Below are 25,920 nucleotides of genomic sequence, written 5' to 3' on the forward strand. Positions count from 1 at the left end.
GTTATTCCGCTAAAACCACATTCGAGGAGGAAATAAAAATGGCTAAAAGAGGTAAAAAGTACGTAGAAGCTGCAAAGCTTGTTGACCGTGCAGCTGCTTACTCTGCAACAGAAGCAGTAGAATTAGTAAAGAAAACAAACACAGCTAAATTTGATGCAACTGTAGAAGCTGCATTCCGTTTAGGTGTTGACCCTAAGAAAGCTGACCAACAAATCCGTGGTGCAGTTGTTCTTCCGCACGGTACTGGTAAAGTACAACGTGTATTAGTGTTCGCTAAAGGTGAAAAAGCTAAAGAAGCTGAAGCTGCTGGAGCTGACTTCGTAGGCGATACTGATTACATCGGTAAAATCCAACAAGGTTGGTTCGATTTCGATGTAGTAGTAGCAACTCCTGACATGATGGGTGAAGTTGGTAAACTTGGTCGCGTATTAGGACCTAAAGGTTTAATGCCAAACCCTAAAACTGGAACAGTTACTTTCGATGTAACTAAAGCTGTTAACGAAATCAAAGCTGGTAAAGTTGAATACCGCGTTGATAAAGCTGGTAACATCCACGTTCCAATCGGTAAAGTATCTTTCGAAGATGCTAAATTAGTAGAAAACTTCAAAACAATCGCTGATACTTTATTAAAAGTTAAGCCATCTGCTGCAAAAGGTACTTACATGAAGAACGTAACAGTTGCTTCTACAATGGGACCTGGCGTACGTGTAGACGTTTCTACATTAGCGTAAAAATTGGAAGTTGACTTCATAAAGAAGATTTAATATAATCATTTATGTTGTGAATTTAAATAGTGTACCGTAGACAGTAGGTGTCAATAGACTTAATTTCCTACCTAGGTGTTAATATACGAAACGGAATTTTTTTTCTGTGACTATATGCCTCCATGTCTACAAGTTGGGCATGGAGGTTTTTAGTGCACTTTCGGTACATCTTCTATATAATCTACAGGAGGTGTAATAACATGAGCAAAGTAATCGAAACTAAACAACAAGTTGTAACTGAAATCGCGGACAAACTTCGTGCTAGTAAATCTACGATCGTTGTTGACTACCGTGGTTTAACAGTTTCTGAAGCAACAGAATTACGTAAGCAATTACGTGAAGCTGGCGTTGAGTTCAAAGTTTACAAAAACTCTCTAACTCGTCGTGCTGCAGAATCTGCTGAAATGGCTGAGTTAAACGAATTCTTAACAGGACCAAACGCAATCGCGTTCAGTAACGAGGATGTAGTTGCTCCTGCGAAAGTATTAAACGACTTCGCTAAAAATCATGAAGCTTTAGAAATTAAAGCGGGCGTAATCGAAGGTAAACTTGTAACACTTGATGAGGTTAAAGCAATCGCTACTCTTCCATCACGTGAAGGCTTACTTTCTATGCTTCTTAGCGTTCTTCAAGCTCCAATCCGTAACCTTGCACTTGCTACTAAAGCAGTTGCAGAACAAAAGGAAGAGCAAGGCGCTTAATTTTTTAAAAGATAATTACGTATTATCGATAAAACAATACAAACCTATTTAAGGGAGGATATTTACAATGACTAAAGAACAAATCATTGAAGCAGTTAAATCTATGACTGTATTAGAACTTAACGACTTAGTAAAAGCTATCGAGGAAGAATTCGGCGTAACTGCTGCTGCTCCTGTAGCTGTTGCTGGTGGCGCTGGAGAAGCTGCTGCTGAGAAAACTGAATTTGATGTGGAACTAACTAGCGCTGGTGCACAAAAAATCAAAGTTATCAAAGTTGTTCGTGAAATCACTGGTCTTGGCTTAAAAGAAGCTAAAGAATTAGTTGACAACACTCCAAAAGTAATCAAAGAAGCTGCTGCTAAAGAAGAAGCTGAAGAAATCAAAGCTAAACTTGAAGAAGTTGGCGCTGCTGTAGAAGTTAAGTAATTAACTTTTGATGCTTTAAAAAAAGCTCGCTCTCATGCGAGCTTTTTTTTTAACTGTAAAGAAGAGAGGTGGCCATATGGCAGACCATTATTTTTCTAACGACCCTTCTAGTAAAAGTGATCGTAAGCGATGGGAATTTGCACTTCGTGGATCTCAATTTACTTTCTTATCCGACCATGGGGTGTTCTCGAAAAACGAAGTGGACTTTGGTTCCCGTCTTTTAATTGAAGCTTTTCAAATGCCAGATATTAAAGGTAATATATTAGATGTAGGTTGCGGATACGGTCCTATTGGTTTGTCGCTAGCGAAAGAGTTTCAAGGTCGTGAAGTTCACATGGTGGATGTGAATGAAAGGGCGCTTGGACTTGCGAAAGAAAACGCCGCTAATAACAAAATCGAGAATATACGTATTTTTCAAAGTAGCGTCTATGAAAATGTAGATGGCAAGTATGCTGCTATTCTATCTAACCCTCCAATTCGTGCGGGTAAAGATGTCGTACATGAAATTTTAGAAAAAGCTGTGGAGTATTTAGTTCCAGGTGGAGAACTTTGGATTGTTATTCAAAAGAAGCAAGGTGCACCATCTGCGCTGAAAAAACTAGAGGAAGTATTTTCTGAAGTTGAGGTTGTAGAAAAGAAAAAAGGATATTATATCATAAAATCAAAAAAACGTTGACGGTTATTTTTGGCTATGTTAACATTATACAATGCCAATATATGATTTTCTGCGTTGAGAAAGATGTATATTTTTGTTTCTCTTGGAAAAGATAGTAAAATCAGCAGATTATGAAACAGAATGATGGTTTTCTTATAGAAGCCATTTTTCTTTTTTGAGCAGGTAGAAAGACTCAACGTATTTATCTTTAAGAGAAAAAGACTACGCTAATAGCAGTAGTTGTATTTATTTGTGATTTTGCACAAATTTTTTTGTGCATTTATAATACTCATGATTTGAGGGGTGAAGCAGTTGACAGGTCAACTAGTTCAATACGGACGCCACCGCCAACGAAGAAGTTATGCCCGTATTAGTGAAGTATTAGAGTTACCAAATCTTATCGAAATTCAAACCTCTTCTTATCAGTGGTTTCTTGATGAGGGTTTGCGAGAAATGTTCCAAGACATTTCTCCGATTGAAGACTTTACGGGAAATCTATCGCTTGAATTTATCGACTACAGCTTAGGTGAACCTAAATACTCTGTAGACGAATGCAAAGAGCGTGATGTGACGTATGCAGCACCACTTCGTGTAAAAGTGCGTCTAATCAACAAGGAAACTGGTGAAGTAAAAGAACAAGATGTGTTCATGGGAGATTTCCCACTCATGACAGAGACTGGAACATTCGTAATTAACGGTGCAGAACGTGTTATCGTTTCCCAGTTAGTTCGCTCTCCAAGCGTATACTATAGTGGCAAAGTGGATAAAAACGGAAAACGTGGTTTTACTGCTACTGTAATTCCAAACCGCGGAGCTTGGTTAGAGTATGAGACAGATGCTAAGGATGTTGTATATGTGCGTATTGACCGTACGCGTAAACTTCCTGTAACTGTTTTGTTACGCGCATTAGGGTTTGGCTCTGATCAAGAAATCACCGAGCTTTTAGGTGATAACGAATACTTAAGCAACACATTAGAAAAAGACAACACAGATAGCACAGAAAAAGCATTGCTTGAAATTTATGAGCGTCTACGTCCTGGTGAACCACCAACAGTAGAAAATGCTAAGAGCTTACTTGTGTCTCGTTTCTTCGATCCAAAGCGCTACGATTTAGCAAATGTAGGTCGCTATAAGATCAACAAGAAGTTACACATTAAAAACAGATTGTTTAATCAACGTTTAGCTGAAACATTAGTGGATCCAGAAACTGGTGAAATTTTAGCGGCAGAAGGAACAATCTTAGATCGTCGTACACTTGATCGCATTTTACCTTACTTAGAGAAAAACATTGGATTCAAAACAGCGAAACCAATGGGTGGAGTGGTAGAAGGCGATGTTGAGCTGCAATCTATTAAGATTTATGCTCCTGAGTCGGAAGGCGAACGCGTAATTAATGTAATTGGTAATGCAAACATTACTCGTGATGTGAAACACATCACACCAGGTGATATCCTTGCTTCTATCAGTTACTTCTTCAACCTACTATACAAAGTAGGAGATACAGATGATATTGACCATTTAGGAAACCGTCGTCTGCGTTCTGTTGGAGAACTATTACAAAACCAATTCCGTATCGGCCTTTCTCGTATGGAACGTGTTGTTCGTGAGAGAATGTCGATCCAAGATACAAATGCAATTACACCACAGGCACTAATTAATATTCGTCCTGTTATTGCATCTATTAAAGAGTTCTTCGGAAGTTCTCAGTTATCTCAGTTCATGGACCAAACAAATCCATTAGCAGAGTTAACTCACAAACGAAGACTATCTGCATTAGGACCTGGTGGTTTAACGCGTGAGCGCGCAGGCTTTGAAGTACGTGACGTTCATTACTCCCACTATGGTCGTATGTGTCCGATTGAAACACCAGAGGGACCAAACATTGGTTTGATTAACTCATTATCTTCGTTCGCGAAAGTAAATGAGTTTGGTTTCATTGAAACACCATACCGTCGTGTTGACCCAGAAACTGGTCTTGTAACAGGGCATGTTGATTATTTAACAGCAGATGAAGAAGATAACTATGTTGTAGCCCAAGCGAATATGAAATTATCTGATGAAGGTGAATTCCTAAGTGAAGATATCGTAGCTCGTTTCCGTGGCGAAAATATTGTCACAAATAGAGAACGCATCGACTACATGGATGTATCTCCAAAACAAGTAGTGTCGGCAGCGACAGCTTGTATTCCGTTCTTAGAAAACGATGACTCTAACCGCGCACTTATGGGAGCGAACATGCAACGTCAGGCGGTTCCGTTAATGAATCCGGAATCTCCGATTGTAGGTACAGGTATGGAGTACGTATCAGCAAAAGACTCGGGTGCTGCAGTAATCTGTAAACATCCTGGTGTTGTTGAGCGCGTAGAAGCACGTGAAGTTTGGGTACGTCGCTATGTAGAAGTTGACGGTCAAACAGTAAAAGGCGACTTAGATCGCTACAAAATGCAAAAATTCATTCGTTCTAACCAAGGAACTTGTTACAACCAACGTCCAATCGTAAGTGTTGGAAATGAAGTTGTAAAAGGTGAAATCCTTGCGGATGGTCCTTCTATGGAATTAGGTGAACTAGCACTTGGACGTAACGTGCTTGTTGGCTTCATGACTTGGGACGGTTATAACTACGAGGATGCGATTATCATGAGTGAGCGCCTTGTAAAAGATGATGTGTACACTTCTATTCATATTGAAGAATATGAATCAGAAGCTCGTGATACGAAGCTTGGACCAGAAGAAATTACACGTGACATTCCAAACGTTGGGGAAGACGCATTACGTAACCTTGACGAGCGCGGTATTATTCGCGTTGGTGCTGAAGTAAAAGATGGAGATTTACTTGTTGGTAAAGTAACACCTAAAGGTGTAACAGAATTAACAGCTGAAGAACGTCTATTACATGCTATCTTTGGAGAAAAAGCGCGTGAAGTACGTGATACATCACTACGTGTACCACACGGTGGTGGCGGTATTATCTTAGACGTAAAAGTATTCAACCGTGAAGATGGCGATGAATTGCCACCAGGTGTGAATCAACTTGTACGTGCATATATCGTTCAAAAACGTAAAATTTCTGAAGGTGACAAGATGGCCGGACGTCACGGTAACAAAGGTGTTATTTCTCGTATTTTACCAGAAGAAGATATGCCTTACTTACCAGACGGTACGCCAATCGATATTATGTTAAACCCATTAGGGGTACCATCTCGTATGAATATCGGTCAGGTATTAGAGCTTCATCTTGGTATGGCAGCAAGATACCTGGGCATTCACATTGCAACACCAGTATTCGATGGTGCTCGTGAGGAAGATGTTTGGGGCACAATTGAAGAAGCTGGTATGGCAAATGACGCGAAAACAATCCTGTATGACGGACGTACTGGTGAACCATTCGATAACCGCGTATCTGTTGGTGTCATGTATATGATCAAACTTGCGCACATGGTTGACGATAAACTTCATGCTCGTTCTACTGGACCATACTCACTTGTAACGCAGCAACCTCTTGGAGGTAAAGCTCAGTTCGGTGGACAGCGTTTCGGTGAGATGGAGGTTTGGGCACTTGAAGCTTACGGTGCTGCTTATACTCTTCAAGAAATCTTAACAGTGAAGTCTGATGATGTTGTTGGACGTGTTAAGACTTATGAAGCAATTGTTAAAGGCGAAAATGTTCCAGAACCAGGCGTTCCTGAATCATTCAAAGTATTGATTAAAGAGCTGCAAAGTTTAGGTATGGACGTTAAAATGATGTCTAGCGACGATACAGAAATTGAAATGCGTGATACAGAAGATGATGATGATCATCAATCAGCAGATAAATTGAATGTTGAAGTTGAGACAACTAAGGAATAATTGGGATAACCTGTAGACTAAAAGGGAGGTAGGCCCCTTGATAGATGTAAATAACTTTGAATATATGAAGATTGGACTTGCTTCACCTGACAAGATTCGTTCTTGGTCATACGGTGAAGTTAAGAAACCAGAAACTATTAACTATCGTACGTTAAAGCCTGAAAAAGATGGCTTGTTCTGTGAGCGTATTTTCGGACCACAAAAGGACTGGGAATGTCATTGCGGAAAATACAAACGTGTACGTTATAAAGGTGTAGTTTGTGATCGATGTGGCGTTGAAGTAACGCGTGCAAAAGTACGTCGTGAACGTATGGGTCATATTGAATTAGCTGCTCCTGTATCTCATATTTGGTATTTCAAAGGTATCCCGAGCCGCATGGGACTTGTCTTAGACATGTCCCCTCGCGCGCTTGAAGAAGTAATTTATTTCGCTTCTTATGTTGTAACAGAAAGTGGAGATACACCACTTGATAAGAAGCAATTACTTTCTGAAAAAGAATACCGTGCATATCGTGATCGATATGGTAGCACATTCCAAGCTGCTATGGGTGCAGAAGCGATTAAAAAGCTACTACAAGACATCGATTTAGATAAAGAAGTAGACTTCTTAAAAGAAGAATTAAAAACAGCACAAGGACAACGCCGTACTCGTGCTATTAAACGTCTAGAAGTATTAGAAGCATTCCGCAACTCTGGAAATGAACCATCTTGGATGATCTTAGATGTTCTACCAGTAATCCCACCAGAACTACGCCCAATGGTACAGTTAGATGGTGGACGTTTTGCTACTTCTGACTTAAACGACTTATATCGTCGTGTAATTAACCGTAACAACCGTTTAAAACGTCTATTGGACCTAGGTGCTCCAAGCATCATCGTTCAAAACGAAAAACGTATGTTACAAGAAGCTGTAGACGCATTAATCGATAATGGCCGTCGTGGCCGTCCGGTTACTGGACCAGGTAACCGCCCATTAAAATCACTATCTCACATGCTTAAAGGTAAACAAGGACGTTTCCGTCAAAACTTATTAGGTAAACGTGTTGACTACTCTGGCCGTTCTGTAATCGTTGTAGGACCGAACTTAAAGATGTACCAGTGTGGATTGCCGAAAGAAATGGCGCTTGAACTGTTCAAACCTTTCGTTATGAAAGAGTTAGTTGGAAAAGGCTTAGCACACAATATTAAGAGTGCAAAACGTAAAATTGAGCGTGTACACCCTGAAGTTTGGGACGTTTTAGAATCTGTGATTAAAGAGCATCCAGTACTTCTAAACCGCGCACCAACACTTCACCGTCTTGGTATCCAGGCGTTTGAACCTACATTAGTAGAAGGTCGCGCAATTCGTCTTCATCCACTTGTATGTACTGCATACAACGCGGACTTTGACGGTGACCAAATGGCGGTTCACGTTCCGTTATCATCAGAGGCACAAGCAGAAGCTCGTATTCTTATGTTAGCGGCACAAAACATCTTGAATCCAAAAGACGGAAAACCAGTTGTTACTCCATCTCAGGATATGGTATTAGGTAACTACTACTTAACACTTGAGCGTGAAGGCGCAATCGGTGAAGGTATGGTCTTCAAAGATGCAAACGAAGCAATACTTGCATACCAAAATGGATATGTACATCTGCACACACGTGTTGCAGTTGCTGCAAGTTCAGTAAATAACGTAACGTTTACTGAAGAGCAAAAGGGTAAGCTTCTATTAACAACAGTTGGTAAATTAATATTTAACGAAATCTTACCAGAGTCGTTCCCTTATATTAATGAACCGACAAACTCAAACCTTGAAAAAGAAACACCAGCGGAATATTTCGTTGAAAAAGGTGCGAACATTAAAGAAATTATTGCTAGTCGCGAAGAAGTGGCACCATTTAGCAAGAAGATCCTTGGTAACATCATTGCGGAAGTATTCAAACGTTTCCAAATTACGGAAACATCTCGCATGCTTGACCGTATGAAAAACTTAGGATTTAAGTACTCTACAAAGGCTGGTATTACAGTTGGGGTATCTGACATTCTTGTATTAGGTGAAAAAGATGAAATTCTCCATGAAGCACAAGCAAAAGTAGATAATGTAATTAAACAATTCCGTCGCGGTTTAATCACGGAAGAAGAACGTTACGATCGCGTTATCTCTATTTGGAGTAATGCAAAAGATGTTATCCAAGGAAAACTGATGAAATCCTTGAATAAACGCAACCCAATCTTCATGATGAGTGATTCCGGTGCCCGTGGTAACGCATCGAACTTTACTCAGCTTGCTGGTATGCGTGGTCTGATGGCCAATCCATCTGGTCGTATTATCGAACTTCCAATTAAATCAAGTTTCCGTGAAGGTTTAACAGTACTTGAGTACTTCATCTCTACGCATGGTGCGCGTAAAGGTCTTGCCGATACAGCACTTAAAACTGCCGATTCTGGTTACTTAACGCGTCGTCTTGTAGACGTTGCACAAGATGTAATTGTCCGTGAAGATGATTGTGGAACAGATCGTGGTCTATTAATTGGTGCGATTAAAGAGGGTAATGAAGTAATTGAGTCATTATATGATCGTCTTGTTGGACGTTTTGCAAGAAAAACTGTAAAACATCCTGAAACAGGTGAAGTATTAGTTAGTGAAAACCAATTAATTACTGAAGATATCGCTCATATCGTTGAAAATTCGGGTGTTGAAACTGTAAACATTCGTTCAGCGTTCACGTGTAACACTCGCCACGGTGTATGTAAGAAGTGTTACGGTCGTAACTTAGCAACTGGTACAGACGTAGAAGTAGGAGAAGCGGTAGGTATTATCGCAGCTCAATCTATCGGTGAGCCAGGTACACAGTTAACGATGCGTACATTCCATACAGGTGGGGTTGCCGGAGATGATATCACTCAAGGTTTACCTCGTATCCAAGAGATCTTCGAAGCTCGTAATCCGAAAGGTCAGGCAGTTATCAGTGAAATCGACGGTGTTATCGCAGCGATCAACGATGTTAAAGATCGCCAAGAAGTAGTTGTACAGGGTGAAGTTGAAGCTCGTACGTATGCTATTCCTTACGGTGCTCGTCTGAAAGTAACTCCAGGACAGCCAATTAGCCACGGTAAAGAGTTAACAGAAGGTTCTATTGATCCGAAAGAATTACTAAAAGTAACGGACATTACAGCAGTGCAAGAATACTTATTACGTGAAGTTCAAAAAGTATACCGTATGCAAGGGGTAGAAATTGGTGACAAACACGTAGAAGTAATGGTACGCCAAATGCTACGTAAAGTTCGTGTAAGTGATGCAGGTGAAACAGATGTATTACCAGGAACATTACTAGATATCCATCAGTTTACTGATGCGAATGCGAAGGTGTTACTGAAAGGTAAACAACCAGCGACAGCTAGACCTGTTCTACTTGGTATTACAAAAGCTTCACTTGAAACAGATTCGTTCTTATCTGCAGCTTCGTTCCAAGAAACAACTCGTGTTTTAACGGATGCAGCAATTAAAGGTAAACGCGATGAGCTTCTAGGATTGAAAGAGAATGTTATTATCGGTAAGCTTGTTCCTGCTGGAACAGGTATGAATCGTTATCGTAAAGTGGATCTTGTAAAAACAACACAAGATAACATGAATGTAGAAAACGATGAAGTTTATGTGGAACAGTAAAATTTTCCGTCGTAAATTTTGTATAAAAACAGCTAATCCTAGTTGACATTGTATGAGTCAAAATGTTACTATAATCAAGGTTGCTCCTGAACGATGCTTTGGAGGATATTTATATGTCTTATCAAAAAGTGTCAAATGCTGAAAATGTAGTCGTTGGTCATAAACGAACATTGGAAGCAATCAAAAATGGTATAGTTAAAGAAGTTGTTATTGCAGAAGATGCTGATGTGCGGTTAACCCATGTTATCATTCGCACTGCTTTGCAACATAACATACCCATAACAAAAGTTGAATCAGTTCGTAAGCTTGGAAAAGTTTCGGGGATTCAAGTGGGAGCTTCAGCAATAGGAATAATAAGTTAAAACTGTTTTTGTGAGGAGAGAGCATTTGCTCTTCCTTGCAAAAACTTTGTTTTCAACTAATAATGAACCACCTGGATATGTGGTCATACAAACATGCGAAGGGAGGATAATCAAATGCCTACTATTAACCAATTAGTGAGAAATGGTCGTACTGATAAAGTATGGAAATCTAAATCACCTGCGTTAAACAAAGGTTTTAACTCTTTAAAGAAAAAATCAACTGATATCTCTGCACCTCAAAAACGTGGTGTATGTACTCGTGTTGGTACAATGACTCCAAAGAAACCTAACTCAGCGTTACGTAAATACGCTCGTGTACGTTTAACAAACGGGATTGAAGTTACAGCTTACATCCCAGGTATCGGTCATAACTTACAAGAGCATAGCGTAGTATTAATTCGCGGTGGTCGAGTAAAGGATTTACCAGGGGTACGTTACCACATCGTTCGTGGAGCGCTTGATACAGCTGGTGTTGACAAACGTATGCAAGGACGTTCTAAATATGGTACTAAGCGACCAAAACCTGCTAAAAAATAATAAACTTATAATGAAAGGAGGAACTCAATATGCCTCGTAAAGGACCTGTTGCGAAACGTGACGTGTTACCAGATCCAATGTACAATTCTAAGCTAGTAACACGCCTTATCAACAAAATGATGGTTGACGGTAAAAAAGGTAAATCTCAAACAATTCTTTATAACGCTTTCGATATCGTTCGCGAACGTTCAGATAAAGAACCAATGGAAGTATTCGAGCAAGCTCTTAAGAACATCATGCCTGTTCTTGAAGTACGCGCTCGTCGTGTTGGTGGTGCTAACTACCAAGTTCCAGTTGAGGTTCGTCCAGAACGCCGTACAACTTTAGGTCTTCGCTGGTTAGTAAACTATGCTCGTCTTCGTGGTGAAAAAACTATGGAAGAGCGTCTAGCTTACGAAATCTTAGATGCAGCTAACAACGCTGGTGCATCTGTTAAGAAACGTGAAGACACTCATAAAATGGCAGAAGCTAACAAAGCATTTGCTCATTACCGTTGGTAGGATTCAACGTAAAATAAATGTAAGCATAAACCGCTTTATTTGTCGCTTATGGAAGTGTGGAGAGGGAGAATGCCTCTCCCTTTCGTTGGGCGCTCGTTTTACATAATGAGGGTACTGGACACTGGCATATGTAACAATATAAAGTGGCTTTTTTGCTACTTAAAATAAAAAATCCAATCCATATATGGAAGGAGCAAGACACCAAATGACAAGAGAGTTCTCTTTAGAAAACACTCGTAATATTGGTATCATGGCTCACATCGATGCTGGTAAAACAACAGCAACTGAGCGTATTCTGTATTACACAGGACGTATTCATAAAATCGGTGAAACTCATGAAGGTGCATCTCAGATGGACTGGATGGAGCAAGAGCAAGAGCGTGGTATCACAATTACTTCTGCTGCAACTACAGCTCAATGGAAAGGTCACCGTGTAAACATCATTGATACTCCAGGACACGTAGACTTCACAGTAGAAGTAGAACGTTCTTTACGCGTACTTGATGGTGCGGTAGCAGTACTTGATGCACAATCTGGTGTAGAACCACAAACAGAAACTGTTTGGCGTCAGGCTACTACTTACGGTGTACCTCGTATCGTATTCGTTAACAAAATGGATAAGATCGGTGCAGATTTCTTATACTCTGTAGGAACAATCCACGATCGTTTACAAGCAAACGCACATCCAATTCAGTTACCAATCGGTGCTGAAGATGAGTTCAATGGTATCATTGATCTTGTTGAAGAGTGTGCTTACATGTACGGTAACGATTTAGGAACAGACATCGAGCGTGTCGAAATTCCTGAAGAGCACAAAGAACTAGCTGAAGAATACCGTGGAAAGCTTATTGAAGCGGTAGCTGAGCTTGATGAAGAAATGATGATGAAGTACCTAGAAGGTGAAGAAATCACTGTAGAAGAGCTTAAAGCTGGTATCCGTAAGGCTACAACTTCTGTAGAATTCTTCCCAGTAATCTGTGGTTCTGCATTCAAAAACAAAGGTGTTCAAATCCTGTTAGACGCAGTTATCGACTACCTACCATCTCCATTAGATGTACCTGCTATTAAAGGTACTCTTCCGGATACAGATGAAGAAGTAGAACGTAAGTCTAGCGATGAAGAACCATTCGCAGCTCTAGCATTCAAAATCATGACTGACCCTTATGTTGGTAAGTTAACGTTCTTCCGTGTGTACTCTGGTGTGTTAAACTCTGGATCATACGTGAAAAACTCAACTAAAGGTAAGCGTGAGCGTGTAGGACGTATCCTACAAATGCACGCTAACAGCCGTGAAGAGATTTCAACAGTTTACGCTGGTGATATCGCTGCTGCTGTAGGTTTAAAAGATACTACTACTGGTGATACTCTTTGTGACGAGAAGAGTCTTGTTATCCTTGAGTCTATGGAATTCCCAGAGCCAGTTATCTCTGTAGCTATCGAACCAAAATCTAAAGCTGACCAAGATAAAATGGGTACAGCATTATCTAAGCTTTCTGAAGAAGATCCAACATTCCGTGCTCACACTGACCAAGAAACTGGCCAAACTATCATCGCTGGTATGGGTGAACTTCACCTTGATATCATCGTTGACCGTATGCGCCGTGAATTCAAAGTCGAAGCAAACGTTGGTGCTCCTCAGGTAGCATACCGTGAAACTTTCCGCGCTGCTGCGAAAGTTGAAGGTAAGTTTGCTCGTCAATCTGGTGGACGTGGACAATTCGGTCACGTTTGGATTGAGTTTGCACCTAACGAAGAAGGTAAAGGATTTGAATTCGAAAACAAAATCGTCGGCGGTGTAGTTCCACGTGAATACATCCCAGCTGTTGGAGCGGGTCTTGAAGACTCACTTAAAAATGGTGTACTAGCTGGTTACCCACTAGTTGACATTAAAGCAGCATTAGTTGACGGTTCTTACCATGATGTCGATTCATCTGAGATGGCGTTCAAAATCGCTGCATCTATGGCACTTAAAGCTGCGGTTTCTAAATGTAACCCAGTAATTCTTGAGCCAATGATGAAAGTTGAAGTTGTAATCCCTGAAGAATACATGGGAGACATCATGGGTGACGTAACATCTCGTCGTGGACGTGTAGAAGGTATGGAAGCTCGCGGTAACGCACAAGTTGTTCGCGCTATGGTTCCGCTTTCTGAAATGTTCGGTTATGCGACAGCATTACGTTCTAACACTCAAGGACGCGGAACATTCTCAATGACATTTGATCATTATGAAGAAGTACCGAAGTCTGTTTCAGAAGAAATTATTAAAAAAAATAAAGGCGAATAATTGATTTTTATCAATTGTTCGAGTATAACTACTTATGTAAGCTTAGAAAGTGGGACGTAAGTTTCGCTTTCTAGTCTAAATATAAAATAACCTATATAAACTAAGGAGGAATTTAGAATGGCTAAAGCTAAATTCGAACGTTCTAAACCCCATGTTAACATCGGTACAATCGGCCACGTTGACCATGGTAAAACTACATTAACTGCTGCGATCACTACAGTTCTTGCAAAAGCTGGTGGTGCTGAAGCACGCGGATACGATCAAATCGACGCTGCTCCAGAAGAAAGAGAGCGCGGAATCACAATCTCAACTGCACACGTTGAGTACGAAACTGAAACTCGTCATTATGCACACGTTGACTGCCCAGGTCACGCTGACTATGTTAAAAACATGATCACTGGTGCTGCTCAAATGGACGGCGGTATCTTAGTAGTATCTGCTGCTGATGGCCCAATGCCTCAAACACGTGAGCACATCCTTCTTTCTCGTCAAGTAGGTGTTCCTTACATCGTTGTATTCTTAAACAAATGCGACATGGTTGACGACGAAGAATTATTAGAATTAGTAGAAATGGAAGTTCGTGACCTATTATCTGAATACGGATTCCCAGGCGACGACATTCCTGTAATCAAAGGTTCTGCTCTTAAAGCTCTTCAAGGAGAAGCTGATTGGGAAGCAAAAATCATTGAATTAATGACTGAAGTTGATGCTTACATCCCAACTCCAGAACGTGAAACTGACAAACCATTCTTAATGCCTATCGAGGATGTATTCTCTATCACAGGTCGTGGTACAGTTGCAACTGGTCGTGTAGAGCGCGGAATCGTTAAAGTTGGTGACGTAGTAGAAATCATCGGTCTTGCTGAAGAGAATGCTTCTACAACTGTAACTGGTGTAGAAATGTTCCGTAAACTTCTTGACCAAGCTCAAGCTGGAGACAACATCGGTGCTCTTCTTCGTGGGGTTGCTCGTGAAGACATCCAACGTGGACAAGTTCTTGCTAAAACTGGCTCTGTAAAAGCACACGCTAAATTCAAAGCTGAAGTTTTCGTATTATCTAAAGAAGAAGGTGGACGTCACACTCCATTCTTCGCTAACTACCGTCCTCAGTTCTACTTCCGTACAACTGACGTAACTGGTATCATCCAATTACCAGAAGGTACTGAAATGGTAATGCCTGGTGACAACATCGAAATGACTATCGAACTTATCGCTCCAATCGCTATCGAAGAGGGAACTAAATTCTCTATTCGTGAAGGTGGACGTACAGTAGGTTACGGTGTAGTTGCTACTATCGTTGAGTAATCTTAACTGATATAAAAACCCCCCAAGGGATTTCCCCTTGGGGGGTTTTGTTTGTGTTTATATAATGAATTGGATGATATCTTTATGTTTTGACGAGTTTCTTCTATAGTATATAAAAACATTAAAACGAAACCCAAAAACTGTAAAATGAATTCTAGTAGATGAAAACTTGAAATTCTTTAAAGTGCCATGTATAATAGCAAAAGTAGAGAAAAGCAGATGCAAACAAAAAGATGCTTGCATCTAGACTAATAACATTGTATAATAGACAATGTTGGTCTTTGACTGCGATGAAGTGGAAGGTTGCTGACACACCCGGCCGCTTTGCCATGGCATGGTGTGGGGAAATTTCCATGGAGAAGGTCTATTTTAGAAATAGGCGAACGAAGGAGGGAAAATAATGGCAAAAGAAAAAATTCGTATCCGTTTAAAAGCTTATGATCACCGTATTCTTGATCAATCAGCTGAGAAAATTGTAGAAACAGCTAAGCGTTCTGGGGCAACAGTTTCTGGTCCGATCCCATTACCAACTGAGAAGACTATTTACACAATTCTTCGTGCTGTTCATAAGTACAAAGATTCTCGTGAGCAATTCGAAATGCGCACACACAAACGTTTAATCGATATCGTGAGTCCTACTCCACAAACAGTAGATTCATTAATGCGTTTAGACTTACCGTCTGGTGTAGATATCGAAATTAAACTATAAATTATATAACTTAAAAATGTAGGAGGTGTAACTCATGACCAAAGGAATCTTAGGAAGAAAGATCGGTATGACTCAAGTATTTGCTGAGAACGGTGAGTTAATCCCAGTAACAGTTATCGCTGCTAATCCAAACGTTGTTCTTCAAAAGAAAACAACTGAAACTGATGGCTACAATGCAATCCAGTTAGGATTTGAAGATAAACGTGAAAAGTTAACTAACAAACCTGAACAAGGCCACACTGCTAAAGCATCTACAACTCCTAAGCGCTTCATTCGCGAAATCCGCGATGCAGACGTGGACGGATTAGAGGTTGGTCAAGAGGTAAAAGTTGAAGTTTTCGCTGCAGGTGAAATCGTTGACGTAACAGGAATTTCTAAAGGTAAAGGTTTCCAAGGTGTTATCAAACGCCACGGACAATCTCGCGGACCTATGTCTCATGGTTCTCGCTATCACCGTCGTCCAGGTTCAATGGGCCCAGTTGCTCCGAACCGTGTATTCAAAGGCAAAAAACTTGCTGGACGTATGGGTGGAGACCAAGTTACTATCCAAAACTTAGAAATCGTTCAAGTTGACACTGAGCGCAACTTATTACTAGTAAAAGGTAACGTTCCAGGTGCTAAGAAATCTCTTGTAGTTGTTCAAGGCGCTGTGAAGGTTAGCAAATAATTCACAATAGGAAGGAGGAATTCCAATGCCAAAAGTTACTGTATATAACCAAACTGGTTCACAGGTTGGTGAAATCGAATTAGCTGAAGCTATTTTCGGTATCGAACCAAATGAAGCTGTACTTTTCGAAGCTGTAATGATGCAACGTGCATCTTTACGTCAAGGTACACACAAAGTAAAAACTCGTTCTGAAGTTCGCGGTGGTGGTCGTAAACCATGGCGTCAAAAAGGAACTGGACGTGCTCGTCAAGGGTCTATCCGTTCTCCTCAATGGCGTGGTGGTGGTACGGTATTCGGACCTACACCAAGAAGCTATGCGTACAAACTTCCTAAGAAGGTTCGTCGTTTAGCAATTAAATCTGCATTAGCTACTAAAGTAGTTGAGAACAACATTGTAGTTCTTGAAGACCTAGTATTAAATGCACCAAAAACAAAAGACATGCTAGCAGTACTTAAAGGATTAACTGTTGAGAAGAAAGCTCTTATCGTAACTGCTGATGCAAACGAATCTGTAGAGTTATCTGCTCGCAATATCCCTGGAGTAACAGTAATCACTGCTGATGGCGTAAACGTTTTAGACGTGCTTCATCATGATAAGCTAATCATGACAAAAGCGGCAGTGGAAAAAGTAGAGGAGGTGCTTGCATAATGAGAGATCCTCGTGATATCATTAAGCGCCCAGTTATCACTGAACGTTCTATGGAAATGATGGCTGAAAAAAAATACACGTTCGATGTGGACGTTAAATCTAATAAAACAGAAGTTAAAGATGCTCTTGAAGCGATCTTTGGTGTTAAAGTAGAAAAAGTGAACATCATGAACTACAAGCCGAAAGCAAAACGCGTTGGTCGTCACGCTGGTTTTACTAGCCGTCGTCGTAAAGCAATCGTTAAGCTAACTGCTGACAGCAAAGAAATCGAAATCTTCCAAGGCGTTTAATTCTTACTAAAGAAGGAGGGAAATTGAGATGGGAATTAAAAAGTATAATCCAACTACTAACGGTCGTCGTAATATGACTACGAATGATTTCGCTGAAATCACGACTGACAGACCCGAAAAGTCTTTACTTGCTCCTTTAAGCAAGAAGGCTGGTCGTAATAACCAAGGTAAAATTACTGTACGTCATCAAGGTGGCGGACATAAGCGTCAATACCGTATCATCGACTTTAAGCGTAACAAAGATGGAATTCCAGGACGCGTTGCTACGATCGAATACGATCCAAACCGCTCTGCGAATATCGCATTAATTAACTACGTTGACGGTGAAAAACGTTACATTCTTGCTCCTAAATCATTAGAAGTAGGTATGGAAGTTATGTCTGGCCCAGAAGCTGACATCAAAATCGGTAACGCATTACCATTAATCAACATTCCAGTAGGTACTGTTGTTCATAACATCGAGCTTAAGCCTGGTCGTGGCGGACAATTAGTTCGTTCTGCTGGTACATCTGCTCAGGTACTTGGTAAAGAAGGTAAATACGTACTTGTACGTTTAACTTCTGGTGAAGTACGTCTTGTATTATCTGCTTGTCGCGCTTCAATCGGTCAAGTAGGTAACGAACAACATGAACTTATCAAAATCGGTAAAGCAGGTCGCTCTCGCTGGTTAGGTAAACGCCCAACAGTTCGTGGTTCTGTAATGAACCCGGTTGATCACCCACACGGTGGTGGTGAAGGTCGTTCTCCAATCGGACGTAAGTCTCCAATGTCTCCATGGGGTAAACCAACTCTTGGATTCAAGACTCGTAAGAAAAACAAAGCGTCTGACAAATTTATCGTTCGTCGTCGTAAAAAATAATGGGATTGTAGTACGGTTCATTTCTAGAACCGTACGCCAATCACGAAGGGAGGCACCAAAATGGCTCGTAGCTTAAAAAAAGGACCATTTGTCGATGATCACTTAATGAGCAAAATGGAAAAATTAGTTGCATCTGAGCAAAAACAAGTTGTTAAAACTTGGTCTCGCCGTTCAACAATCTTCCCTCAGTTCATCGGACACACAATCGCTGTATATGATGGTCGTAAACACGTACCTGTGTACATCACTGAGGATATGGTTGGCCATAAGTTAGGTGAATTCGCACCAACTCGTACGTATAAAGGTCACCTTGCTGACGATAAGAAAACTAGAAGATAATGAGAGGAGGCACTTCAATGCAAGCTAAAGCAGTAGCGAGAACAGTTCGTATTGCTCCTCGTAAAGTTCGTTTAGTAGTAGACTTAATCCGAGGTAAGCAAGTGGGTGAAGCGATTGCTATCCTTAACCACACACCAAAAACTGCTTCTCCAGTTGTAGAAAAAGTTTTAAAATCTGCAATCGCAAATGCAGAGCACAATTATGAGATGGATATTAACAACCTAGTTGTTGAAAAAGTCTTCGTTGACGAAGGTCCAACGTTGAAACGTTTCCGTCCACGTGCAATGGGTCGTGCAAGCCAAATTAACAAACGCACAAGCCACATCACAGTTGTGGTATCAGAAAAGAAGGAGGGATAATCGATGGGTCAAAAGGTTAATCCAATTGGTCTTCGTGTCGGTGTTATCCGTGACTGGGAATCTCGTTGGTTCGCTGAGAAAGATTACGCTACATTATTACATGAAGACATCAAAATCCGTGAGTACATTAATGTACGCTTAAAAGATTCTGCTGTTGCTAAAGTAGAAATCGAACGTGCAGCAAATCGTGTAAATGTTACAATTCACACTGCAAAACCTGGTATGGTAATTGGTAAAGGTGGTACTGAAGTTGAAGCACTTCGTAAAGCTCTTAACCAATTAACAGGCAAGCGTGTACACATCAACATTTTAGAAGTTAAGAGAGCTGATCTTAACGCTAAATTAGTAGGCGAAAACATCGCTCGTCAATTAGAAAACCGTGTATCATTCCGTCGTGCACAAAAGCAAGTTATTCAACGTGCTATGCGTGCAGGTGCTAAAGGTATTAAAACACAGGTTTCTGGTCGTCTTGGCGGAGCTGATATCGCTCGTGCAGAATCTTACAGTGAAGGAACTGTTCCACTTCATACACTTCGCGCTGATATTGACTATGCAGCAGTTGAAGCTGATACAACATACGGTAAATTAGGCGTAAAAGTATGGATCTACCGTGGAGAAGTCCTTCCTACAAAAAAGAAAGCTTCTGAGGAAGGAGGAAAATAATATGTTAATGCCAAAACGCGTAAAATATCGTAGAGAGCATCGTGGTAAAATGCGTGGTCGTGCTAAAGGTGGAACTGAAATTGCTTTCGGTGAATTCGGTTTACAAGCACAAGCTGCTTCATGGATTACAAACCGTCAAATCGAAGCTGCTCGTCGTGCAATGACTCGTTACATGAAACGTGGCGGTAAAGTATGGATTAAAATTTTCCCTTCTAAACCTTACACTGCAAAACCTCTAGAAGTACGTATGGGTTCCGGTAAAGGGGCACCAGAAGGCTGGGTAGCAGTAGTAAAACCTGGGAAAATTATGTTCGAAATCGCGGGTGTATCTGAAGAGGTAGCACGCGAAGCATTACGTCTTGCAGCTCACAAGTTACCTGTGAAATGTAAATTCGTAAAACGTGAAGAAAATGGTGGTGAATCTAATGAAAACTAATGATATTCGTGAATTAACCACTGCCGAAATCGAAACAAAAGTTAAAGCTTTAAAGGAAGAGTTGTTTAATCTTCGCTTCCAACTTGCTACAGGACAATTAGAGAATCCAACTCGCATTCGTGAAGTGCGTAAAGCAATTGCTCGTATGAAAACTGTAGTTCGTGAAAGAGAGATCGGAATTAATCGATAAATTGAGGGGAGGTTTGCATAGTGAGCGAACGTAACCAACGCAAAGTTTATACTGGTCGTGTAGTGTCTGACAAAATGGACAAAACGATTACAGTTTTAGTTGAAACTTACAAAACTCATTCCTTGTACGGAAAACGTGTTAAGTATTCTAAGAAGTACAAAGCCCATGATGAGCAAAACCAAGCGAAACTTGGCGATATCGTTAAAATCATGGAAACTCGCCCGCTTTCTGCTACTAAGCGTTTCCGTTTAGTTGAAATCGTTGAAGAAGCGGTTATTATCTAAATAGACGAATCGGAATTTTTAGTCCGAAGGGAGGTTTCATAACATGATCCAACAAGAATCTCGTTTGAAAGTTGCTGACAACTCTGGTGCACGTGAACTTTTAACAATTAAAGTATTAGGCGGCTCTGGTCGTAAATATGCTAACATTGGTGACATTATCGTTGCTACGGTAAAACAAGCAACACCAGGTGGCGTTGTTAAAAAAGGTGACGTTGTTAAAGCAGTAGTAGTACGTACGAAGAGCGGAGCTCGTCGTCCGGACGGTTCTTACATCAAATTTGATGAAAACGCAGCGGTTATCATTAAAGACGATAAGAGCCCACGTGGTACTCGTATCTTCGGACCAGTAGCTCGTGAATTACGTGATAGCAACTTCATGAAGATCGTTTCTTTAGCTCCAGAAGTTCTATAATTTAAGGTATTGCCTTGCTAAGGAGGTGCAGAATTAAGATGCATGTAAAAAAAGGTGATAAAGTACAGGTAATCACTGGTAAAGACAAAGGAAAACAAGGCGTTATCCTTGTGGCTTTCCCAAAGCAAAACCGTGTTATCGTTGAGGGTGTTAACATCGTTAAAAAACACTCTAAGCCATCTCAATTAAATCCACAAGGTGGAATTATTACTAAAGAAGCACCTATTCACGTTTCTAACGTTATGATTTTAGATCCGAAAACAGGTGAACCTACTCGCGTAGGCTTCAAAGTAGAAGATGGTAAAAAAGTTCGTATTGCAAAAAAATCTGGTGAATTATTAGATAAATAATTTTCTTAAGAAAGGAGGTCACTTCATTGAATCGCCTTAAAGAGAAGTTCCAAAAGGAAATTACTCCTGCTCTAGTGAGCAAGTTTAACTATAAATCTGTGATGGAAGTACCGAAAATCGAAAAGATCGTAATCAACACTGGTGTTGGTGACGCGGTATCTAACTCAAAAGCTTTAGACAATGCAGTAGAAGAATTAACACAAATCGCAGGTCAAAAACCTGTTGTAACTCGTGCTAAAAAATCAATCGCTGGTTTCCGTCTTCGTGAAGGTATGCCAATCGGTGCGAAAGTAACTTTACGCGGCGAGCAAATGTATGAGTTCTTCGACAAATTAGTATCGGTTTCTTTACCACGTGTACGTGATTTCCGTGGTGTTTCTAAGAAATCATTCGATGGTCGTGGGAACTACACATTAGGTGTTAAAGAGCAACTTATCTTCCCTGAGATTGATTATGATAAAGTAAGCAAAGTACGCGGTATGGACATCGTAATCGTTACTACAGCGAAAACTGATGAAGAAGCTCGTGAACTTTTAACACAATTCGGTATGCCATTCCAAAAATAATGGAAGCCAACGCTAAGTAGAGGAGGCGAAAACGTGGCTAAAAAATCTATGATAGCGAAACAAAAGCGTACTCCTAAGTTTAAAGTACAAGAGTATACACGTTGCGAACGCTGCGGTCGTCCGCATTCTGTATACCGCAAATTTAAACTTTGCCGTATTTGTTTCCGTGAACTTGCATATAAAGGTCAAATTCCTGGTGTTAAAAAAGCTAGTTGGTAAAACCCACAAATGGGAAGGAGGTAAAACACATGGTGATGACAGATCCAATTGCAGACATGCTTACTCGCATCCGTAATGCGAACATGGTACGTCATGAGAAATTAGAGGTTCCTGCTTCTAAAATCAAAAAAGAGATCGCTGAACTTTTAAAACGTGAAGGTTTCATTCGTGATGTAGAATACATCGAGGATAACAAACAAGGTATCCTTCGTATTTTCCTGAAATATGGTGCAAACAATGAACGTGTAATCACTGGATTAAAACGTATCAGTAAACCTGGCTTACGCGTTTACGCTAAAGCTGACGAAGTACCACGTGTACTTAACGGATTAGGTATCGCTCTTGTTTCTACATCTAAGGGAGTAATGACAGACAAAGACGCTCGTCAATTACAAACTGGTGGAGAAGTAGTAGCATACGTTTGGTAATATATATTTAAAACGAACGGAGGTGTGACCACATGTCTCGTATTGGTAAAAAGATTCTTGAAATCCCTGCAGGTGTTACTATTACAATTGCAGAAGACAATACTGTAACAGTAAAAGGCCCTAAAGGTGAATTAACTCGTAAATTCAATGCTGATATGTCTATCAAAATTGAAGAAAATACACTAACAGTTGAGCGTCCATCTGAACAGAAGGAACACCGTGCATTACACGGTACAACTCGTGCTTTAATCGGAAACATGGTTGAAGGTGTAACTGCAGGTTTCGCACGCGGACTTGAATTAGTCGGTGTTGGTTACCGTGCTCAAAAACAAGGAGATAAACTTGTTTTAAGCGTAGGTTATTCTCATCCAGTAGAAATGACTCCGGAAGCAGGTCTTGAAGTTGAAGTACCTGCACCAACTAAAATCGTAATTAAAGGTATCGACAAGCAACGTGTTGGCGAATTTGCTGCTAACATCCGTGCTGTACGTGCTCCTGAGCCTTACAAAGGTAAAGGTATTCGTTACGAAGGCGAAGTTGTTCGTCGTAAAGAAGGTAAAACTGCTAAGTAAACCCGTTAGGTGAGAGAAAGGAGTGACAAGAAAATGATCACTAAAGCTGATAAAAATGCGACTCGTAAGAAAAGACATGCACGTGTACGTGCTAAACTTACTGGTACTGCAGAGCGTCCACGTTTAAACGTGTTCCGTTCTAACCAACATATTTACGCTCAAGTTATTGATGATGTGAATGGTGTAACGTTAGTAAGTGCATCTACTCTTGATAAAGACCTTGCTCTTAACGGTACTAGCAATACTGAAGCTGCTACGAAAGTTGGAGAATCAGTTGCTAAGCGTGCTGTAGAGAAAGGCGTTAAAGAAGTAGTATTCGATCGCGGTGGTTACTTATACCATGGCCGTGTTAAAGCTCTAGCTGAAGCTGCTCGTGAGGCTGGATTACAATTTTAATGGTCAAAGGAGGGAAAATTGATGCATCGCATTGACCCAAGTAAATTAGAACTTGAAGAACGTGTAGTTACGATAAATCGTGTCGCGAAAGTTGTTAAGGGTGGTCGTCGTTTCCGCTTTGCTGCACTAGTTGTAGTTGGCGATAAAAACGGTCATGTTGGATTCGGTACTGGTAAAGCACAAGAGGTACCAGACGCAATTCGCAAAGCTATCGAAGACGCTAAGAAAAATTTAATCGCTGTACCATTAGTTGGTACAACAATTCCACACACAATCAACGGTCACTTTGGAGCTGGTGAAGTATTCTTAAAACCTGCTGCTGAGGGTACTGGTGTTATTGCTGGTGGACCTGTTCGTGCGGTTCTTGAATTAGCTGGTGTACAAGATATTCTTTCGAAATCTCTTGGTTCTAACACACCAATCAACATGATTCGCGCTACTGTGAACGGATTAAGCGAACTTAAGCGCGCTGAAGATGTTGCAAAATTACGCGGTAAATCTGTAGAAGAGCTACTAGGTTAAGGAGGGAAAACAAATGGCGAAAAAGTTAGAAATTACCCTCACTCGTAGTGTAATTGGTCGTCCACAAGATCAACGTGCGACGGTAGAAGCTTTAGGTCTTAAAAAGTTGAATTCAACTGTAGTTAAGGAAGAAACTCCTGCTATTCTTGGTATGATCAACAAAGTTTCTCACCTTTTAACTGTAAAAGAAGCTTAAGGATAACTCATTAATATAAGGAGGTGCCTGGGAATGAAACTTCATGAATTAAAACCTGCAGAAGGTTCTCGTAAAGTACGTAACCGTGTCGGTCGTGGTATCGGTTCTGGTAACGGTAAAACTGCTGGTAAAGGTCATAAAGGACAAAACGCACGTTCTGGTGGCGGTGTTCGTCTTGGCTTCGAAGGTGGTCAAACTCCATTATTCCGTCGTTTACCAAAACGCGGCTTCACAAACATTAACCGTAAAGAGTTTACTATTGTAAACTTATCAACGTTAAATCGTTTTGAAGATGGTACAGAAGTAACACCTGAATTATTGCTGGAAACTGGCGTTATCAGCAAGTTAAACGACGGTGTTAAAATTCTTGCAAGCGGAGCAGTAGAGAAAAAACTAACTGTTAAAGCGCACAAGTTCTCTTCAAGTGCTAAAGAAGCAATTGAAGCAGCTGGCGGATCAGTTGAGGTGATCTAATGTTTCGTACAATCTCCAACTTTATGCGCGTTGCTGAGATAAGACGTAAAATATTATTCACTTTAGCGATGTTAATCGTATTCAGGATTGGCACGTTTATCCCAGTGCCATTTACAAATGGAGACGTACTGAAAGCACAAGACCAATTAAATGCTTTAGGCATCCTAAATACATTTGGCGGTGGCGCCTTGAAAAACTTCTCCATCTTCGCGATGGGAATCATGCCGTATATTACAGCATCCATCATCGTGCAATTATTGCAGATGGATGTTGTTCCTAAATTTTCGGAATGGTCGAAGCAAGGTGAAATGGGCCGTCGTAAACTAACGCAATTCACGCGTTACTTTACAATTGTTCTTGCGTTTATTCAGGGGTTTGGTATGTCAATCGGTTTTAACGGTATGGTAGGTGGGCAATTAATTTTGAATCCTGGTTGGAGCACTTATTTATACATTGCTACGGTACTGACTGCTGGTACTGCATTTTTAATGTGGTTAGGCGAACAGATTACAGCTAAAGGTGTAGGTAATGGTATTTCCATCCTTATCTTTGGCGGTATTGCTGCAGCGATCCCAAGTGTTATATCTCAAGTGTATCAACAACAGTTTCAAAATATCGGAGATCAATTGTTCATGAGTATCGTTAAAGTTGCATTGATTTTACTAGCTGTGCTAGCAGTTATTGTTGGTGTTATTTTCATTCAACAAGCTGTTAGAAAGATCCCAATTCAATACGCGAAGCGTGTAACAGGAGGGAATGGGAATCATGCTGGAGCACAAAACACACATTTACCGCTTAAGGTAAATAGTGCGGGTGTTATTCCAGTCATTTTTGCTGTTTCATTCTTAATTACGCCTCCAACTATTGCACAGTTCTTCCCGAAACATGATGTATCGCAGTGGATTATTGCAAACTTTAACTATTCTCACCCAGTGGGAATGATCATATATGTTGCGCTCATTGTAGCCTTCACATATTTCTATGCATTTGTTCAGGTTAATCCAGAGCAAATGTCAGAGAATCTAAACAAGCAAGGTGGATATGTTCCAGGTATTCGTCCGGGTAAGAATACAGAACAATATCTAACAAAAATCTTGTATCGTTTGACCTTTGTAGGATCAATTTTCCTAGCAGCGATTGCAATCTTACCAGTTATTTTTACGAAATTGGGAAATCTTCCTCCATCTGCACAGATTGGTGGAACGAGTATGTTAATCGTTGTCGGCGTTGCTTTAGAAACAATGAAGCAGCTAGAAAGCCAACTGGTAAAACGCCATTACAAAGGGTTTATCAAGCAGTGAGTAAGTGGG

Annotated in this window: 33 protein-coding genes and 1 other annotated feature; all 33 genes read left to right on the forward strand. The window is 40.6% G+C overall.

Annotated elements, in window-relative coordinates:
- The first annotated feature begins 38 nt into the window (after positions 1-38).
- The 33 genes from rplA (at position 39) to secY (ending at position 25,911) form a co-directional block, all read left to right on the forward strand.
- Entirely contained in the window at positions 39-731 is a 693-nt protein-coding gene (rplA, locus tag DOS87_RS00605) for a 50S ribosomal protein L1 (RefSeq protein ID WP_002084079.1), read from the forward strand.
- 49 nt (positions 732-780) lie between these two features.
- Positions 781-925, forward strand: a sequence feature (ribosomal protein L10 leader region).
- Between the two features lie 39 nt (positions 926-964).
- Complete coding sequence (rplJ, locus tag DOS87_RS00610; RefSeq protein WP_000048717.1) at positions 965-1,465, forward strand: 50S ribosomal protein L10; 501 nt, start codon at positions 965-967, stop codon at positions 1,463-1,465.
- A gap of 67 nt (positions 1,466-1,532) precedes the next feature.
- Positions 1,533-1,892 (forward strand): 50S ribosomal protein L7/L12, encoded by a 360-nt coding sequence (rplL, locus tag DOS87_RS00615; RefSeq protein WP_000159736.1) that lies wholly within the window; start codon positions 1,533-1,535, stop codon positions 1,890-1,892.
- A 76-nt stretch (positions 1,893-1,968) separates the two neighbouring features.
- Positions 1,969-2,568: a class I SAM-dependent methyltransferase gene (locus DOS87_RS00620; protein ID WP_000763259.1), complete on the forward strand. Its 600-nt coding sequence runs from the start codon at positions 1,969-1,971 to the stop codon at positions 2,566-2,568.
- A 291-nt stretch (positions 2,569-2,859) separates the two neighbouring features.
- Positions 2,860-6,393, forward strand: a complete 3,534-nt coding sequence (gene rpoB, locus DOS87_RS00625; protein WP_000147553.1) for a DNA-directed RNA polymerase subunit beta — start codon at positions 2,860-2,862, stop codon at positions 6,391-6,393.
- 37 nt (positions 6,394-6,430) lie between these two features.
- Complete coding sequence (gene rpoC, locus DOS87_RS00630; protein WP_000567944.1) at positions 6,431-10,042, forward strand: DNA-directed RNA polymerase subunit beta'; 3,612 nt, start codon at positions 6,431-6,433, stop codon at positions 10,040-10,042.
- Between the two features lie 113 nt (positions 10,043-10,155).
- Positions 10,156-10,404 carry a 50S ribosomal protein L7ae-like protein gene (locus DOS87_RS00635; RefSeq protein ID WP_000121833.1) on the forward strand — a complete coding sequence of 83 codons (249 nt, stop codon included), beginning with the start codon at positions 10,156-10,158 and terminating at the stop codon, positions 10,402-10,404.
- Positions 10,405-10,518: 114 nt separating this feature from the next.
- Positions 10,519-10,941, forward strand: coding sequence for a 30S ribosomal protein S12 (gene rpsL, locus DOS87_RS00640; RefSeq protein ID WP_001142341.1), 423 nt, complete (start codon positions 10,519-10,521; stop codon positions 10,939-10,941).
- Between the two features lie 29 nt (positions 10,942-10,970).
- Positions 10,971-11,441 (forward strand): 30S ribosomal protein S7, encoded by a 471-nt coding sequence (gene rpsG, locus DOS87_RS00645; RefSeq protein WP_001137492.1) that lies wholly within the window; start codon positions 10,971-10,973, stop codon positions 11,439-11,441.
- A 205-nt stretch (positions 11,442-11,646) separates the two neighbouring features.
- Positions 11,647-13,725 carry an elongation factor G gene (gene fusA, locus DOS87_RS00650; protein WP_000196384.1) on the forward strand — a complete coding sequence of 693 codons (2,079 nt, stop codon included), beginning with the start codon at positions 11,647-11,649 and terminating at the stop codon, positions 13,723-13,725.
- Positions 13,726-13,842: 117 nt separating this feature from the next.
- The gene (tuf, locus tag DOS87_RS00655) at positions 13,843-15,030 is read left to right on the forward strand and encodes an elongation factor Tu (protein ID WP_001029617.1); all 1,188 of its coding nucleotides are present in this window, start codon (positions 13,843-13,845) and stop codon (positions 15,028-15,030) included.
- Between the two features lie 400 nt (positions 15,031-15,430).
- Positions 15,431-15,739 carry a 30S ribosomal protein S10 gene (gene rpsJ / locus DOS87_RS00660; protein WP_001040595.1) on the forward strand — a complete coding sequence of 103 codons (309 nt, stop codon included), beginning with the start codon at positions 15,431-15,433 and terminating at the stop codon, positions 15,737-15,739.
- A gap of 34 nt (positions 15,740-15,773) precedes the next feature.
- Complete coding sequence (gene rplC, locus DOS87_RS00665) at positions 15,774-16,406, forward strand: 50S ribosomal protein L3 (RefSeq protein ID WP_000160209.1); 633 nt, start codon at positions 15,774-15,776, stop codon at positions 16,404-16,406.
- A gap of 25 nt (positions 16,407-16,431) precedes the next feature.
- Positions 16,432-17,055 (forward strand): 50S ribosomal protein L4, encoded by a 624-nt coding sequence (gene rplD / locus DOS87_RS00670; RefSeq protein ID WP_001127258.1) that lies wholly within the window; start codon positions 16,432-16,434, stop codon positions 17,053-17,055.
- The gene (gene rplW, locus DOS87_RS00675) at positions 17,055-17,345 is read left to right on the forward strand and encodes a 50S ribosomal protein L23 (protein ID WP_001205558.1); all 291 of its coding nucleotides are present in this window, start codon (positions 17,055-17,057) and stop codon (positions 17,343-17,345) included. Before rplD ends, rplW begins: the two co-directional genes overlap by 1 nt.
- A 28-nt stretch (positions 17,346-17,373) precedes the next feature.
- Positions 17,374-18,204, forward strand: coding sequence for a 50S ribosomal protein L2 (rplB, locus tag DOS87_RS00680; protein ID WP_000511583.1), 831 nt, complete (start codon positions 17,374-17,376; stop codon positions 18,202-18,204).
- A 60-nt stretch (positions 18,205-18,264) separates the two neighbouring features.
- Positions 18,265-18,543, forward strand: a complete 279-nt coding sequence (gene rpsS / locus DOS87_RS00685) for a 30S ribosomal protein S19 (RefSeq protein ID WP_000124454.1) — start codon at positions 18,265-18,267, stop codon at positions 18,541-18,543.
- Between the two features lie 17 nt (positions 18,544-18,560).
- The gene (gene rplV / locus DOS87_RS00690; protein ID WP_001148024.1) at positions 18,561-18,902 is read left to right on the forward strand and encodes a 50S ribosomal protein L22; all 342 of its coding nucleotides are present in this window, start codon (positions 18,561-18,563) and stop codon (positions 18,900-18,902) included.
- Positions 18,903-18,905: 3 nt separating this feature from the next.
- On the forward strand, positions 18,906-19,565 hold the full coding sequence (gene rpsC, locus DOS87_RS00695) for a 30S ribosomal protein S3 (protein ID WP_000529956.1): 660 nt from the start codon (positions 18,906-18,908) through the stop codon (positions 19,563-19,565).
- Between the two features lies 1 nt (position 19,566).
- Entirely contained in the window at positions 19,567-20,001 is a 435-nt protein-coding gene (gene rplP / locus DOS87_RS00700; protein WP_000928969.1) for a 50S ribosomal protein L16, read from the forward strand.
- On the forward strand, positions 19,991-20,191 hold the full coding sequence (rpmC, locus tag DOS87_RS00705; RefSeq protein WP_000855718.1) for a 50S ribosomal protein L29: 201 nt from the start codon (positions 19,991-19,993) through the stop codon (positions 20,189-20,191). The genes rplP and rpmC overlap by 11 nt, the downstream gene beginning before the upstream one ends.
- 20 nt (positions 20,192-20,211) lie before the next feature.
- Positions 20,212-20,475, forward strand: a complete 264-nt coding sequence (gene rpsQ / locus DOS87_RS00710) for a 30S ribosomal protein S17 (protein ID WP_000004106.1) — start codon at positions 20,212-20,214, stop codon at positions 20,473-20,475.
- A gap of 43 nt (positions 20,476-20,518) precedes the next feature.
- Positions 20,519-20,887 (forward strand): 50S ribosomal protein L14, encoded by a 369-nt coding sequence (gene rplN / locus DOS87_RS00715; RefSeq protein ID WP_000615912.1) that lies wholly within the window; start codon positions 20,519-20,521, stop codon positions 20,885-20,887.
- Between the two features lie 38 nt (positions 20,888-20,925).
- Positions 20,926-21,237: a 50S ribosomal protein L24 gene (gene rplX / locus DOS87_RS00720; protein ID WP_000558200.1), complete on the forward strand. Its 312-nt coding sequence runs from the start codon at positions 20,926-20,928 to the stop codon at positions 21,235-21,237.
- Positions 21,238-21,263: 26 nt separating this feature from the next.
- Positions 21,264-21,803, forward strand: coding sequence for a 50S ribosomal protein L5 (gene rplE / locus DOS87_RS00725; RefSeq protein WP_001080829.1), 540 nt, complete (start codon positions 21,264-21,266; stop codon positions 21,801-21,803).
- 33 nt (positions 21,804-21,836) lie between these two features.
- The gene (rpsN, locus tag DOS87_RS00730) at positions 21,837-22,022 is read left to right on the forward strand and encodes a 30S ribosomal protein S14 (protein ID WP_001085700.1); all 186 of its coding nucleotides are present in this window, start codon (positions 21,837-21,839) and stop codon (positions 22,020-22,022) included.
- A gap of 29 nt (positions 22,023-22,051) precedes the next feature.
- The gene (gene rpsH / locus DOS87_RS00735; RefSeq protein WP_000245511.1) at positions 22,052-22,450 is read left to right on the forward strand and encodes a 30S ribosomal protein S8; all 399 of its coding nucleotides are present in this window, start codon (positions 22,052-22,054) and stop codon (positions 22,448-22,450) included.
- A 32-nt stretch (positions 22,451-22,482) separates the two neighbouring features.
- Positions 22,483-23,022 carry a 50S ribosomal protein L6 gene (gene rplF, locus DOS87_RS00740; protein ID WP_000086551.1) on the forward strand — a complete coding sequence of 180 codons (540 nt, stop codon included), beginning with the start codon at positions 22,483-22,485 and terminating at the stop codon, positions 23,020-23,022.
- A gap of 33 nt (positions 23,023-23,055) precedes the next feature.
- Positions 23,056-23,418, forward strand: a complete 363-nt coding sequence (gene rplR / locus DOS87_RS00745; protein ID WP_000628818.1) for a 50S ribosomal protein L18 — start codon at positions 23,056-23,058, stop codon at positions 23,416-23,418.
- Positions 23,419-23,439: 21 nt separating this feature from the next.
- On the forward strand, positions 23,440-23,940 hold the full coding sequence (rpsE, locus tag DOS87_RS00750; protein WP_000554646.1) for a 30S ribosomal protein S5: 501 nt from the start codon (positions 23,440-23,442) through the stop codon (positions 23,938-23,940).
- A 13-nt stretch (positions 23,941-23,953) separates the two neighbouring features.
- A complete protein-coding gene (gene rpmD, locus DOS87_RS00755) occupies positions 23,954-24,136 on the forward strand; it encodes a 50S ribosomal protein L30 (RefSeq protein ID WP_001085233.1) in 183 nt (60 codons plus the stop codon).
- A gap of 33 nt (positions 24,137-24,169) precedes the next feature.
- On the forward strand, positions 24,170-24,610 hold the full coding sequence (gene rplO / locus DOS87_RS00760) for a 50S ribosomal protein L15 (RefSeq protein ID WP_000766083.1): 441 nt from the start codon (positions 24,170-24,172) through the stop codon (positions 24,608-24,610).
- Complete coding sequence (gene secY, locus DOS87_RS00765; RefSeq protein ID WP_000490118.1) at positions 24,610-25,911, forward strand: preprotein translocase subunit SecY; 1,302 nt, start codon at positions 24,610-24,612, stop codon at positions 25,909-25,911. Before rplO ends, secY begins: the two co-directional genes overlap by 1 nt.
- Positions 25,912-25,920 lie beyond the last annotated feature (9 nt).

This window comes from Bacillus sp. CR71, from assembly GCF_003429245.1.
Lineage (GTDB): Bacteria > Bacillota > Bacilli > Bacillales > Bacillaceae_G > Bacillus_A > Bacillus_A thuringiensis_S.